This window comes from Pseudomonas sp. B14-6 (assembly GCF_013260315.1).
Lineage (GTDB): Bacteria > Pseudomonadota > Gammaproteobacteria > Pseudomonadales > Pseudomonadaceae > Aquipseudomonas > Aquipseudomonas mandelii.
This window is the reverse complement of record NZ_CP053929.1, coordinates 5,841,407-5,854,932: the sequence shown is the minus strand read 5'-3', so window position 1 is coordinate 5,854,932 and position 13,526 is coordinate 5,841,407. Positions and strand designations below refer to the sequence as shown.

Below are 13,526 nucleotides of genomic sequence, written 5' to 3'. Positions count from 1 at the left end.
TCTCTTGAATACGTAGGATAAAACCGGATCAAACGGACAAACGGCGAAAAATCAGCCGCGCTCGCCGCTCAGCCACTGCAACTGGACTTCATGCTGACCCCGGTCGTCGGTGACGAAAATCGTCCCTTCGCTGATCATCACGTCCCACTTGATAACGCGGGGCATGTCTTTGGCCAGGGTTTCCAGGACGTCCTGAGGCACGGCTGCGATGTGCACGTTTTTCAGGTTCTTGATCGCGGGGATCACTTTGGTTTCCCAGACGCGCAGACTGCCGTAAGCCAACAGGCTGGTGCGCTCGGTACGGCGCGAGCACCAGGTCAGGCGATCGGCGTCCGGCTGGCCGACTTCGATCCAGTGCAGGACACGGTCGTCCAGGCTCTTTTCCCACAGGGCCGGTTCATCCACGTCTGACAGACCGCGACCGAACGACAGTTGCTCGTTGTACCAGAAGGCGTAGGCCAGCAGCCGCACGGTCATGCGCTCTTCGGTTTCCGAAGGGTGACGGGCGATGGTCTGCTTCACGCTCTCGTAGACGCTGCGGTCGAGGTCGGTGAGGTTCAGTTCAAACTTGTAGGTCGTGGACGGCTGGGCCATGAACGGGCTTCTTGATACGAGGAAAGGCGGCAAGTCTAACCGATGCAGTAGGCAATCAACGAATAGAAGGCGATCAACCTTGGTCGTCTGACGTTGGGCTATGTTAAAAGGCTATATCCGCTCAGCCTTTGTCCTACAGGATCCAGCATGCCGCTCACCGCCAAACCGCTCTCAGGTCTGAAAGTCATCGAATTGGGCACCTTGATCGCCGGCCCGTTTGCCTCGCGTATTTGCGGTGAATTCGGCGCCGAAGTGATCAAGATCGAATCCCCCGACGGCGGCGATCCGCTGCGCAAATGGCGAAAACTCTACGAAGGCACCTCGCTGTGGTGGTTCGTCCAGGCCCGCAACAAAAGTCCCTGACCCTGAACCTGAAACACCCTGACGGCCTGGCAATCCTGAAAAAGCTGCTGGGCGAAGCGGACATCCTGATCGAGAATTTTCGCCCGGGCGTGTTGGAAAAACTCGGCCTGGGCTGGGACGTCTTGCACGCCCTCAACCCGAAACTGGTGATGGTACGGCTGTCGGGCTTTGGCCAGACCGGGCCGATGAAGGATCAACCCGGTTTTGGCGCCGTTGGTGAATCCATGGGCGGCCTGCGCTACATCACCGGTTTCGAAGACCGGCCACCGGTGCGCACCGGGATTTCCATCGGTGACTCGATTGCCGCGCTATGGGGCGTGATTGGCGCACTGATGGCGTTGCGTCACCGCGAGGTCAACGGTGGCCAGGGCCAGGTGGTGGACGTGGCCCTGTATGAAGCAATCTTCGCCATGATGGAAAGCATGGTGCCGGAGTTCGATGTGTTCGGTTTCATTCGCGAGCGCACCGGCAACATCATGCCAGGCATCACGCCCTCCTCGATCCACACCAGCGCCGACGGCAAGCATGTGCAGATAGGCGCCAATGGCGATGCAATCTTCAAACGCTTCATGCTGGTCATCGGTCGCGAAGACCTGGCCAACGACCCGGTGCTGGCCAGCAACGATGGCCGCGACAGCCGCCGTGACGAGATTTACGGGGTGATCGATCGCTGGGTCAATTCGCAGCCGCTGGACACCGTGCTCACGCAGCTGAATCAGGCCGATGTGCCTGTCAGTCGGATCTTCAGCGCCGAAGACATGTTCAGTGATCCGCAGTATCTGGCCCGGGAAATGTTCATGCAGGCCAAGCTGCCGGACGGCAAAGACTTCAAGATGCCGGGGATTGTGCCGAAACTCTCTGAGACACCCGGCGATTGCGCATGGGTCGGGCCGCAGTTAGGCGAGCACAACGCGCAGGTACTCAACGATCTTGGTTACGACCCGCAACAGATTGCCAAGCTGCGCGAAGACGGGGCCATCTAAGCTGAAACGCCTGCTTTCAACAGCCACTCACAACACCCGCAACTGGCGTACAGCGGCGGTATTGGGGCTATTGGCCGCGCTGGCGACACCCGTTTGGGCACAACCCAAATCGACGCTGATCTGGTTACTCCGCGACTTGCCACCCACGATGATCTTTGAAGGTCCGAAAAAAGGTCAGGGGATTGTCGATCAGATCCTGCCGCTGTTGATAGCCGGGATGCCGCAATACGAGCACACCCTGATGCGAGTCAACCGGGCCCGCGCCATGCAAATGCTCCGCGAAGAATCGTTTACCTGCGATCCGTCACTGGTCTGGACCAAAGAGCGCGAACAATGGATTGCGTTCTCCATTCCGGCCTTCCGCGCGGTGAGCAATGGACTTGTCGTCCGCCGGGAAGACCGCGCGCAGCTGGATCCTTTTCTGATCGACGGCGAAGTCGATCTTGCGGCTCTGCTGGCCAGTGGCCAAAAGAAAATCGGGGTCGTCGCCGAGCGCAGTTACGGCCAAGTCCTCGACACGCTGCTGAAACTGGCGCCACCGGACGCACTGGCTCCCCATTACGGCAACGATGCCCTTGCCAGTCTGTTGCAGATGCAGCGCCTGGGCCGTTTGCAAATGGTTCTGGGGTACTGGCCGGAAATTCGCTATCAGGCTAATCGAGAGCACATCGCCGACGATCAGCTGGAATTTTACCCGGTGAAGGGCACGGGCAAATACCTGTCGGGGCACATTGGCTGCTCCGGTACAGTCCAGGGCCGCAAGGCCATCCAAGAGATCAATGAACTGTTACGCACCCTGCCCCATGAGCGACTGGACCAGCTGTACGCTGAGTGGCTGGACCCCGAAAGACGCAACGACTACCTGAAAGAAGCCAAAGCCTTTTTCGAGAATCAGGCCGGGCAATGACAAATCGCAGGCAAAAGAAACCCCGAGAAGTGGGGAGACGACTCGGGGTTAAACGTGGCCTACATAAAGACCAGTGGCAGCAAGCTACAAGCACCGGAGCACAATGCTTGATCCTGCTGTTACATGGTCTGACGACCTGAGCGCAGGAAGGTTCCCACAAAAGAACAATTCAATTTCGACTGGCCAGGACCTTATCCTGAGCCGCATTGCGCAGCGCCGCGATGACGCAGGGTTCCAGCCGTCCTTCGGCAATCAGCACGTCGCGGTGCAAGCCGTCGACGACATCCGTCAGCAGACGGTAATCGGTTAACTGGGCTTGATTGAACGCCCGTTCGACCACGATCGCGCCGGTCGCATTCTTCAGTGTCACCAGGCATTCGCCATGGGCGCCCGACGGGGTCAGCTTGACCTGATACGGGCTCAGAGCCTCACCGAGCAATAGACTGATACTTTCCATCTCGATCACCACTCAATAGTCCGAAAACAAAGTGCCTGGGGTGTGTTCACAGTAAATGACCACCGACCCGAGAAGAAAGTTCTGGATTCCAGGTGCAGACGCGTCGGCGTCCCTGGTCGATAGAGCATGCACGGAAAAGATGACAGGGAAAAAACAGCCTGTTCACAGGTGCCTTGTCCGGTGACCGATATCAGTCCATCCCCCCAGCAACCCTCGCAATTGGCCGTCGACGCTGTAGAACGGCACCGTCCATTGGTAGATGTCCCTGACCCCGTTGTTGAACAGCAATTGACGTTCACTGAAGCGTGGCTTTCGAGTCTCCATCTGCGCCATGAACTCGGCATGCAGCAGCGCTGCGGTTTCCGCCGGCAGGACATCGAGCTCAACCAGCCGTCGCCCTTGAACCTGGTCAAAACGGGTGCAGAGGCTCTCCTCATAACTTTTGTTGCACATGATCAAACGCCCTTGCAGATCACGAACAAACATCGGATCGGGCATGGCGTCGATCAACGCATGCTGGAACGCAAGCTGATCGCCCAGCCCCTTCTCAGCGTCTGCGCGCTGCTTGATCAGTGCCGCGAGCCTGCGATTCCAGAGCAAGGAAAGCAGACCGAACAGGCTGACGATAAACATGCCCCAGCAAAACCAGTGAGTCAGCTGCCGCCAGCGAGAAGGCGACTCGACGGGCGCGATACCGCTGAGCCATTTCAGGCGAATGGCCCGCAAGTCGGCCGCAGGAAAGGCCTCAAGCGCCTTGTTGAGAATGCTCAGCAGCGGCGACTGGCCTTTGCGTACCGCGAGGTGATCAGCCTCCCACTTGCCCTCCACGGCGCGACCGACCTTGAGTTGCCCCAACGGATAGAGCTGCGCCCCGATTTCATTTTCGATGGTGGCAAAGGCTTCACCACTTTCAACCAGCGCCCTGGCCTCGGCGTAAGTCTTGACCGTGCGCAACTCTATCGCCGGGTAGTCGCGGCGAATCGTGCCTTCGAGTGCGTGCCGGGCCGGCAACACCAGCACTCTTTTCGCCAACTGCGCCAGGGAGTGCACGACCGGTGCGTCTGCCCGTCCGACAAACACCCATCCAGCGCCACCGAACGCATGACTGAAATCCAGGAACACCTTACGCTCGTCATTCATCGCCAGCGTTGTGCTCATGTCCGCCTCGGCACTTTCCAGACGCCCGAGCAGTTGGTCGGTGGAAAACGACTCCTCGTGAACAAACTGCAAACCCGTCATGGCACTGATGCGATTGAGCAGATCGTTGTTCAGACCGCTCCACTGACCGTGTTCATCCTTGAACAGATAAAGCGGGTATTGCACCGACGAGACGATGACTTGCGGATGCTCGGCAACCCACCTCAGTTCCTGAGCATCCAGTTCGATGATTGCGCCGACGCCCGCCCCCCTGGACTCGGGCGTCGCCAATTGCGCGGCCGTCCCTGCTTGATCCAAGCCCAGGACGCCGATCAAAAACATCCAGCACACGGCTGGTTTGAACCCTCTGAAAAACCGCATTACCACTTCCTTCGCAATCAACTCGCCCATCCTTTCTGGGGCGAAAACACGACAAGTGTGGCATGCAGAAATGAGAAAGCCCGTCAGGAGACGGGCTTCAAAATGTGACAGCTTTGAGTGGTTACAGCGGCTTGCCGCGGTTGCCATGCTGACTGACAAAGGCCTGCACGGCTTTCAAATCATTCGGCAACACGGTGCAACGCTCATTTCGCTCGAACAAATCAGAAAGATGTGCAGGTAGTTCAAGCGCTTTTCCTACGCCGGCTTTCTCCACTGCATCCGGGAATTTGACCGGATGGGCCGTGCCGAGGATCACCATTGGAATATCCAGGCTACGACGGCATTCGCGCGCGGCCTTCACGCCGATGGCGGTGTGCGGATCCAGCAGTTCGCCGGTTTGCTCGTAGACTTCGGCAATGGTTTCGCAGGTTTGCGCGTCATCCACGGCCAGGGAATCGAACAATTTGCGGGCTTCGGTCCAGCGTTCCTGTTCGACGCTGAAACCGCCGCCCTGCTTGAAGCTGTCCATCAAACCGGCAATCGCTGCGCCGTTGCGACCGTGCAGATCGAACAGCAGACGCTCGAAGTTCGACGACACCATGATGTCCATCGACGGCGACAACGTGGCGTGCAGGGTTTCCTTGACGTACTGGTTACCGCTCATGAAGCGGTGCAGGATGTCATTGCGGTTGGTGGCGACGATCAACTGGTTGATCGGCAGGCCCATGTTGCGTGCCAGGTAACCGGCGAAGATGTCGCCGAAGTTGCCGGTCGGCACCGAGAACGATACCGAGCGCGCCGGGCCGCCCAACTGCAGGGCTGCGTGGAAGTAGTAAACGATCTGGGCCATGATCCGCGCCCAGTTGATCGAGTTCACCGCCACCAGACGCGTGCCCTTGAGGAAGCTCTGGTCAGCGAAGCTGGCCTTGACCATTTCCTGGCAGTCATCGAAGTTGCCTTCGATGGCGATGTTATGGATGTTCTCGCCGAAGATGGTGGTCATCTGGCGACGCTGCACTTCGGACACGCGGTTATGCGGGTGCAGGATGAAGATGTCGACGTTTTCGCAGTGCTTGCAGCCTTCGATGGCGGCCGAACCGGTGTCACCGGAGGTCGCGCCGACGATGACGACGCGCTCGCCGCGTTTTTCCAGCACGTAGTCGAGCAGACGACCGAGCAGTTGCAGGGCGAAGTCTTTGAACGCCAGGGTCGGGCCGTGGAACAGCTCGAGCACCCATTCGTTGCCATTCAGCTGACGCAACGGTGCCACGGCGCTGTGCGAAAACACACCGTAGGTTTCTTCAAGGACCTTTTTGAAATCGGCATCAGGGATGCTGCCGGTAACGAACGGGCGCATCACCCGGAAGGCCAGCTCGTGATACGGCAAGCCAGCCCAGGAAGCGATTTCTTCCTGGGTGAAACGTGGCAGGTTTTCCGGGACGTACAGACCACCGTCGGTGGCAAGACCGGCCAGCAGGACATCTTCGAAATTCAGGGCCGGTGCCTGGCCGCGGGTACTGATATAACGCATAGGGGCAAACCTTTGGTTTGAGCTTCAAGTCTCAAGCTACAAGCGGCAAGTAAAAGCCAGAGTGCCTTTGACTTGTCGCTGAAGCTCGCAGCTTGCCGCTGCTTTTGTTTAGTTCAGATGCTCGACGCGGATCCGGACGACCGGACCGACCACGCCTGCCAGGGCTTCCAGCGCGGCGATCGCGTCGTTCATGTGCTGTTCCAGCACACGGTGAGTCAGCAGGATCATCGGCACCAGACCGTCATGCTCTTCGACTTCTTTCTGCATGATCGATTCGATGTTGATGCCACGCTCCGACAGAATGCTCGCGACCTGGGCCAGTACGCCCGGATGGTCTTTCGCCTGAATGCGCAGGTAGTAAGCACTTTCGCACGCTTCGATCGGCAGGATCGGGTGCGCCGACAACGAATCCGGCTGGAAGGCCAGGTGCGGCACACGGTTTTCCGGGTCGGAGGTCATGGCGCGAACCACGTCCACCAGGTCGGCGATCACCGACGAAGCCGTCGGCTCCATGCCGGCGCCCGCGCCGTAGAACAGGGTCGAACCGGCCGCATCACCGTTGACCATCACCGCGTTCATCACGCCGTTGACGTTGGCGATCAGGCGATCGGCCGGGATCAACGTGGGGTGCACGCGCAACTCGATACCGGACGCGGTGCTACGGGCGACGCCGAGGTGCTTGATGCGATAACCCAGCGCTTCGGCGTAGTTCACGTCAGCGGTGGTCAGCTTGGTGATGCCTTCGGTGTAAGCCTTGTCGAACTGCAGCGGGATGCCGAAGGCGATGGAGGCCAGGATCGTCAGCTTGTGGGCCGCATCGATGCCTTCAACGTCGAAGGTCGGATCGGCTTCGGCGTAACCCAGGGCTTGCGCCTCGGCGAGTACGTCTTCGAAGGTGCGACCCTTCTCGCGCATTTCGGTGAGGATGAAGTTGCCGGTGCCGTTGATGATCCCGGCGACCCAGTTGATGCGGTTGGCGGACAGGCCTTCACGGATCGCCTTGATCACCGGAATGCCACCGGCCACAGCCGCTTCGAACGCCACGATCACGCCTTTCTCACGTGCCTTGGCGAAAATCTCATTACCGTGAACGGCGATCAGTGCCTTGTTCGCGGTGACCACATGCTTGCCATTCTCGATGGCCTTGAGTACCAGCTCGCGGGCAACGGTGTAGCCGCCCATCAGCTCTATAACGATGTCGATCTCAGGGTTCGTGGCCACTTCGAAGACATCGTTGGTAATCGCAATACCGGTCGTTTGGAACTGAGGCTTTGGCGTGCGCATGGCAATTTGTGCCACTTCGATTCCACGCCCGGCACGACGAGCAATTTCCTCGGCGTTACGCTGAAGTACGTTGAAGGTACCGCCACCGACGGTCCCTAACCCACAGATGCCTACTTTGACCGGTTTCACTGTGAACTCCCCATAAAACGGCCGACTCAAGGCCGGCCGTGAAAACAGCCGCATGCTCGCGGCTCTCTATTAATGGCCCGGCAAATGGTACCGCCGGACCATGATCGTCAAAGGCTGGCCGTGACGATGCGAATTATTTCGCGCCCAGCGCCAGTTTGGCGACTTGTGGCGCAGGCTGGTAGCCCGGAATGACCTGACCGTCAGCCAAAACGATGGCCGGTGTGCCGTTGACGCCGATCGACTGACCGAGGGCGAACTGCTTGGAAACCGGGTTATCACACTTGGCGGCCTTGATTTCCTTGCCGTCGACCATTTTGTCCATGGCAGCTTTCTTGTCTTTCGAGCACCAGACCGCTTGCAACTGTTCGTCACCCGGCGAGCCCAGGCCCTGGCGCGGGAACGCGACGTAACGCACTTCGATGCCGCGCTTGTTCAGCTCAGGCACTTCGGCGTGCAGTTTGTGGCAGTACGGGCAGGTGGTGTCGGTGAACACGGTGATGTGCGATTTGGTTTCGCCGATCGCCGGGTAGACCACGGTTTCTGCAACCGGGATGGCGTTGACCAGTTTGGACACGCCCAGGCGTTCGGTCTTCTCGGTCAGGTTGACCGGCTTGCCGTCCTTGAGCTGGAACAGGTAGCCCTGCACCACGTATTGGCCGTCGGCGCTGGCGTAAAGCACGCGGCTGCCTTGCAGTTTGACTTCATACAGGCCCGGCAACGGACTGGCGGAGATGCTTTCTACCGGTACTTCCAGCTGGAGATTTTCCAGGCTTTTACGAATGGCTTTGTCGGCCGCGTCATCGGCGACGGCAAAGGTACTGACCAACGCAATGGCTGCGGCGGCGAAAATCTGGGTCAGACGCATGAGAACTCCTGAAGGCGGACAAATGGGACGATCAGAACGCCCGTGCCGAAACACCGGGTCATAACCGCCCATCGTGCAAACCGGCAAAGCCTACCACATAAGGCTCCTGTGGCCGAATGCGCCTGACGCAACACACATAATGGTGCGTATCTGATAACACGTGTTGTGGCGAGGGAGCTTGCTCCCGCTCGACTGCGCAGCAGTCGTAAGACAGGCACCTCGATTTTCCTGATTAGCCGTGGTCCATAGTTTTGGGATCGCTTCGCGCCCCAGCGGGAGCAAGCGCCCTCGCCACCGGTGATTTGTTCCATCCGTCAGCCGCGCGGGTGGTGTTTGGCGTGCAAGTCCTGCAAGCGTGCGCGGGCGACGTGGGTATAGATCTGGGTGGTCGAAAGGTCGCTGTGGCCGAGCAGCATTTGCACCACCCGAAGGTCCGCGCCGTGGTTGAGCAGGTGCGTGGCGAACGCATGGCGCAAGGTATGCGGCGACAGCGACTTGCCGATCCCGGCGACCTTGGCCTGGTGCTTGATGCGATGCCAGAAGGTCTGGCGAGTCATCTGCTCACCGCGTTGGCTGGGGAACATGACATCGCTGGGACGCCCGCCGAGCAGTTCCTGGCGGCCATCGCGCATGTATCGCTCGACCCAGACAATCGCCTCCTCGCCCATCGGAACCAGGCGCTCCTTGCTGCCTTTGCCCATGACCCGCAGCACGCCTTGACGCAGATTGACCTGCTCCAGCGTCAGGCTGATCAACTCCGTCACCCGCAAGCCGCACGCGTAAAGGACTTCGAGCATGGCACGGTCCCGCTGACCGATAGCTTCGCTCAAGTCCGGCGCCTTCAGCAGCGCTTCCACGTCTGCTTCCGACAGAGACTTAGGCAAAGGCCTACCGAGTTGGGGCATATCGACGCGCAAGGTCGGATCGACCGCGATCAGCTTTTCCCTGAGTAGATAACGATAAAACCCACGCACACCGGAGAGGAATCGCGCCGTCGAACGGGGTTTGTAGTTTTGTTCCAGACGCCAGGCCAGGTGATCGAGGATCAACTCGCGGCCGGCGCTGATCAGCTCCAGACCCTTTTCCTGCAACCAGCCATTGAACAAGGCCAGGTCGCTGCGATAGGCATCGCGAGTGTTATCGGAAAGACCTTTTTCCAGCCACAGAGCGTCGAGAAATTGGTCTATCAATGAATGATCGATGGCGGGCATATAAGCTCAGGCAAGACCGACAGTACGGTCACGAAAGATAAATCGCAGGCAACAAAAAAGCAGCCCGTAGGCTGCTTTTTTCTGCATCGGAAGCTGGACTTAAGCCAGTTTTTCCTTGATGCGAGCTGCTTTACCGGACAGGTCACGCAGGTAGTACAGCTTGGCTTTACGTACGTCACCGCGACGTTTAACGGCCATGCTGTCGATTTGCGGGCTGTAGGTCTGGAAAGTACGCTCTACGCCAACACCGTTGGAGATTTTACGAACGGTGAAAGCACTGTTTACGCCGCGGTTACGCTTGGCGATAACAACACCTTCGAACGCTTGCAGACGCGAACGGTCGCCTTCCTTCACTTTCACCTGAACGACAATGGTGTCGCCCGGGGCAAAGGTAGGGATCTCTTTGGTCATCTGCTCTGCTTCGAGTGCAAGGATGATTTTGTTAGTCATGCTGTGCTCCTAAGGTAGATCGTCGGATCTACCATCGATACGTTGTTAACTATCGTCCCGCTCGCGGATGTATTCCTCGAGCAGCTTCTTCTCTTCTCCAGAAAGCGAGCGGCTTTCCAGAAGATCGGCGCGTCGTTCAAAGGTCCTACCAAGGGACTGCTGTAAACGCCAACGCCGGATATGCGCGTGATTGCCACTTAGCAACACGTCGGGAACACGCTGATCCGCATACACCTCCGGTCGGGTGTAGTGCGGGCAATCCAGCAAACCATCCGTAAAGGAATCTTCCTCGGCGGAGTCCGCATGCCCTAAAGCTCCAGGCAGCAGTCGTGTAACCGCATCGATCAGGACCATCGCCGGCAGCTCGCCGCCAGACAGTACATAGTCGCCAATCGACCACTCTTCATCGACATGAGCTTCAATAAAACGCTCGTCAATGCCTTCATAGCGGCCGGCAATCAGGATCAATGCATCCAGATTCGCCAACTCGCGTACCGCCGACTGAGTCAGTTGACGGCCTTGGGGGGACAGGTAAATCACCTTCGCCGCCTCCCCGGCTGCTGCCTTGGCCTGAACCAGAGCATCTTCCAGGGGCTTGATCTTCATCACCATGCCCGGACCACCGCCAAATGGGCGATCGTCCACAGTGTGATGCCGATCCGTCGTGTAGTCTCGCGGATTCCAACAGGTGAGCTGCAACAGCCCCTGTTTCACCGCACGACTGGTGATGCCGTACTCGCTGATGGCGGAGAACATCTCGGGAAACAAACTGATCACTTCTACGCGCAAGTTAGCCACGCTTAGAAGTCCGCATCCCATTCCACCTTCATCTCGCCTGCGGCAAGGTCAACGGCCAACACGCATTGCTCCGTATAGGGCAACAGGCGTTCGCGATCATCCAGGCTGCCAGCGCAAGGCTTGACCACCATTACATCATTGGCGCCGGTTTCCAGAAGATGATCGATTTTCCCGAGCAATTGCCCGAGTTGATCAATAACCTTCAGACCTTCCAGCTGGTACCAGTAGTACTCGCCGTCGGTCAATTCAGGGAACAGGTTGCGCGGCACGCAGATCTCATAACCGGCCAGAAGACGAGCTTCTTCACGATCATCAAGACCCTTGAGCTTTGCGACCAGGAACTTGTCGTTCCCACGTCCGCTGACCAGCTCGACCTGTTTCACATTGCCTTCGCGCTTGAGCGTCCAGGTTTTGTACTGCAACAGGTTTTCAGTCGGATCAGTAAAGGAATAAACCTTCACTTCGCCGCGAACGCCATGAACAGAATAAATCTTGCCGATAACGATCAAATCATCAGCAATGGCAGGCGTCGCGTTCATATTGCTCAGGCCGCAGCCTTAGATGCATCCTTCAACAACTGAGCAACACGCTCAGAAGGTTGTGCACCAACGCTCAGCCAGTAGGCTACGCGCTCTTGGTTCACGGACAGACGGACTTCTTGACCACGAGCAACAGGGTTGAAGAAACCAACCTGTTCCTTGTGCGAACCGTCGCGCGGGTTGCGGCTGTCGGTTACGGTCAAGTGGTAAAACGGGCGCTTTTTGGAGCCGCCAAGGGCAAGACGGATTGTTAGCATGTGAACATCGTTCCTGTAGTCGGTGCTGCAAATCTAAAGGCACAGCGGGCATAGGTGCCCGAAAGGCCGCATATTCTAAGGAATATCCGGACTTTTGCAAATGTCTTTTTCCGGCGGCCTTCCGGTCGCCATCAAGATTTGCTATAGAGCCGTCGTTGAAAACGGCCAGTCAGCTCCCGCCAAGTGCGGGTTTGCTGGAGATCCCACTTCCGTGTGGGCTGCGCAAGAGCAAGCCCTTGCGCGAATTCTTTACATTTTCGGCATGCCGCCGCCGGGCAACATACCGCCCATACCGCGCATCATTTTGGCCATTCCGCCTTTGGCGGAGAATTTCTTCATCATCTTCTGCATCTGCTTGTGCTGCTTGATCAAGCGACCGATGTCCTGCACCTGGGTGCCGGAACCCATGGCGATCCGGCGTTTGCGCGAACCGCTGATCAGCTCAGGGTCGCGGCGCTCGGCCGGGGTCATGGAATTGATGATGGCTTCCATCTGCTTGAATTGTTTCTCTGCCGCGCCCTGGGCATTGCCCATCTGCGCCAGATTGACGCCGCCGATGTTCGGCAGTTTGTCCATGAGGCCACCGAGGCCGCCCATGTTCTTCATCTGTTGCAGCTGATCGCGGAAGTCTTCGAGGTCGAAGCCCTTGCCCTTCTTCAGCTTCTTGGCCAGTTTGTCGGCCTTGTCCTTGTCGAGGGTCGCTTCCGCCTGCTCGATCAGACTGAGCACATCGCCCATGCCGAGGATGCGCGAAGCAATACGCTCCGGGTGGAACGGTTCGAGCGCATCGCTCTTCTCGCCCATACCGATGAACTTGATCGGCCTGCCGGTGATGGCGCGAACCGACAGCGCGGCACCGCCACGGGCGTCGCCGTCGACCTTGGTCAGGATCACACCGGTCAGCGGCAAGGCGTCGCCGAAGGCCTTGGCCGTGTTGGCGGCGTCCTGGCCGGTCATGGCGTCGACCACGAACAGGGTTTCGACCGGGTTGATCGCGGCGTGCAAGGCCTTGATCTCGCCCATCATCTCTTCGTCGATGTGCAGACGACCGGCGGTATCGACGATGACCACATCAATAAACTTGAGCTTTGCTTCTTTTATAGCCGCTTGCGCGATGTCGACCGGCTTCTGGCTCAGGTCGGACGGGAAGAAGGTGACGCCGACTTCACCGGCGAGCATTTCCAGCTGCTTGATCGCCGCCGGACGGTAAACGTCCGCGGACACGACCATGACCGACTTCTTCTTGCGCTCCTTAAGGAAACGCGCGAGTTTGCCGGCGGTGGTGGTTTTACCCGCCCCTGCAAACCGGCCATCAGGACCACGGCCGGTGGAACGGCGCTCAGGTTCAAGTCTTCGTTGGCGGCGCCCATCAGGCTTTCGAGTTCGGCCTGGACGATCTTCACGAAGGCCTGGCCCGGCGTCAGGCTGCGAGACACCTCGGTGCCGACGGCGCGTTCCTTGACCGAATTGACGAAGTCTTTCACCACCGGCAAGGCGACGTCGGCTTCGAGCAACGCCATGCGCACTTCGCGCAGGGTGTCTTTGATGTTGTCCTCGGTCAGCTTGGCCTTGCCGGTGACATGGCGCAGCGTCTGCGAGAGACGGTCGGTTAAGTTTTCAAACATTGCGCGATCCTTTCA

12 protein-coding genes and 2 pseudogenes are annotated in these 13,526 nt (G+C 58.6%); 2 read left to right on the top strand and 12 right to left on the bottom strand.

Annotated features, from left to right (window positions below; genetic code table 11):
- Nucleotides 1-51 precede the first annotated feature (51 nt).
- Nucleotides 52-594 (bottom strand): YaeQ family protein, encoded by a 543-nt coding sequence (locus HP062_RS26675; RefSeq protein ID WP_008151638.1) that lies wholly within the window; start codon nt 592-594, stop codon nt 52-54.
- A gap of 147 nt (nt 595-741) precedes the next feature.
- Here HP062_RS26675 and HP062_RS26670 point away from each other — a divergent pair.
- Both HP062_RS26670 and HP062_RS26665 read left to right on the top strand, forming a co-directional pair.
- Nucleotides 742-1,940, top strand: a pseudogene (locus tag HP062_RS26670) (CaiB/BaiF CoA transferase family protein).
- The gene (locus HP062_RS26665; protein ID WP_172792311.1) at nt 1,888-2,847 is read left to right on the top strand and encodes a TIGR02285 family protein; all 960 of its coding nucleotides are present in this window, start codon (nt 1,888-1,890) and stop codon (nt 2,845-2,847) included. The pseudogene HP062_RS26670 and the gene HP062_RS26665 overlap by 53 nt, the downstream one beginning before the upstream one ends.
- Before the next feature lie 169 nt (nt 2,848-3,016).
- On the opposite strand, the gene HP062_RS26660 is transcribed toward HP062_RS26665, so the two are convergent.
- The 11 genes and pseudogenes from HP062_RS26660 to ffh form a co-directional block, all read right to left on the bottom strand.
- Entirely contained in the window at nt 3,017-3,304 is a 288-nt protein-coding gene (locus tag HP062_RS26660) for a DUF3509 domain-containing protein (protein WP_010462977.1), read from the bottom strand.
- Nucleotides 3,305-3,466: 162 nt separating this feature from the next.
- Nucleotides 3,467-4,822 carry a transporter substrate-binding domain-containing protein gene (locus HP062_RS26655; protein ID WP_172792310.1) on the bottom strand — a complete coding sequence of 452 codons (1,356 nt, stop codon included), beginning with the start codon at nt 4,820-4,822 and terminating at the stop codon, nt 3,467-3,469.
- A 121-nt stretch (nt 4,823-4,943) separates the two neighbouring features.
- A complete protein-coding gene (gene thrC, locus HP062_RS26650) occupies nt 4,944-6,353 on the bottom strand; it encodes a threonine synthase (RefSeq protein WP_172792309.1) in 1,410 nt (469 codons plus the stop codon).
- A gap of 108 nt (nt 6,354-6,461) precedes the next feature.
- Nucleotides 6,462-7,766, bottom strand: coding sequence for a homoserine dehydrogenase (locus HP062_RS26645; RefSeq protein WP_010462982.1), 1,305 nt, complete (start codon nt 7,764-7,766; stop codon nt 6,462-6,464).
- 133 nt (nt 7,767-7,899) lie between these two features.
- A complete protein-coding gene (gene dsbC / locus HP062_RS26640; RefSeq protein WP_010462985.1) occupies nt 7,900-8,631 on the bottom strand; it encodes a bifunctional protein-disulfide isomerase/oxidoreductase DsbC in 732 nt (243 codons plus the stop codon).
- 314 nt (nt 8,632-8,945) lie between these two features.
- The gene (xerD, locus tag HP062_RS26635) at nt 8,946-9,842 is read right to left on the bottom strand and encodes a site-specific tyrosine recombinase XerD (protein ID WP_172792308.1); all 897 of its coding nucleotides are present in this window, start codon (nt 9,840-9,842) and stop codon (nt 8,946-8,948) included.
- Nucleotides 9,843-9,941: 99 nt separating this feature from the next.
- Nucleotides 9,942-10,292: a 50S ribosomal protein L19 gene (gene rplS, locus HP062_RS26630; protein ID WP_003175895.1), complete on the bottom strand. Its 351-nt coding sequence runs from the start codon at nt 10,290-10,292 to the stop codon at nt 9,942-9,944.
- 45 nt (nt 10,293-10,337) lie between these two features.
- Nucleotides 10,338-11,111 (bottom strand): tRNA (guanosine(37)-N1)-methyltransferase TrmD, encoded by a 774-nt coding sequence (trmD, locus tag HP062_RS26625; protein WP_154503229.1) that lies wholly within the window; start codon nt 11,109-11,111, stop codon nt 10,338-10,340.
- Nucleotides 11,093-11,629: a ribosome maturation factor RimM gene (rimM, locus tag HP062_RS26620; protein ID WP_010463008.1), complete on the bottom strand. Its 537-nt coding sequence runs from the start codon at nt 11,627-11,629 to the stop codon at nt 11,093-11,095. Before rimM ends, trmD begins: the two co-directional genes overlap by 19 nt.
- 5 nt (nt 11,630-11,634) lie before the next feature.
- Nucleotides 11,635-11,886 (bottom strand): 30S ribosomal protein S16, encoded by a 252-nt coding sequence (rpsP, locus tag HP062_RS26615; protein ID WP_010463010.1) that lies wholly within the window; start codon nt 11,884-11,886, stop codon nt 11,635-11,637.
- A 249-nt stretch (nt 11,887-12,135) separates the two neighbouring features.
- Nucleotides 12,136-13,511 (bottom strand): annotated as a pseudogene (ffh, locus tag HP062_RS26610) (signal recognition particle protein).
- Nucleotides 13,512-13,526 lie beyond the last annotated feature (15 nt).

Bases quoted from the DNA above. Each gene is read 5' to 3' on its own strand.
- xerD (WP_172792308.1), bottom strand. From the start codon at position 9,842: ATGCCCGCCATCGATCATTCATTGATAGACCAATTTCTCGACGCTCTG.
- dsbC (WP_010462985.1), bottom strand. From the start codon at position 8,631: ATGCGTCTGACCCAGATTTTCGCCGCCGCAGCCATTGCGTTGGTCAGT.
- HP062_RS26655 (WP_172792310.1), bottom strand. From the start codon at position 4,822: ATGCGGTTTTTCAGAGGGTTCAAACCAGCCGTGTGCTGGATGTTTTTG.
- thrC (WP_172792309.1), bottom strand. From the start codon at position 6,353: ATGCGTTATATCAGTACCCGCGGCCAGGCACCGGCCCTGAATTTCGAA.
- trmD (WP_154503229.1), bottom strand. From the start codon at position 11,111: ATGGGATGCGGACTTCTAAGCGTGGCTAACTTGCGCGTAGAAGTGATC.
- rimM (WP_010463008.1), bottom strand. From the start codon at position 11,629: ATGAACGCGACGCCTGCCATTGCTGATGATTTGATCGTTATCGGCAAG.
- HP062_RS26675 (WP_008151638.1), bottom strand. From the start codon at position 594: ATGGCCCAGCCGTCCACGACCTACAAGTTTGAACTGAACCTCACCGAC.
- rpsP (WP_010463010.1), bottom strand. From the start codon at position 11,886: ATGCTAACAATCCGTCTTGCCCTTGGCGGCTCCAAAAAGCGCCCGTTT.
- HP062_RS26660 (WP_010462977.1), bottom strand. From the start codon at position 3,304: ATGGAAAGTATCAGTCTATTGCTCGGTGAGGCTCTGAGCCCGTATCAG.
- rplS (WP_003175895.1), bottom strand. From the start codon at position 10,292: ATGACTAACAAAATCATCCTTGCACTCGAAGCAGAGCAGATGACCAAA.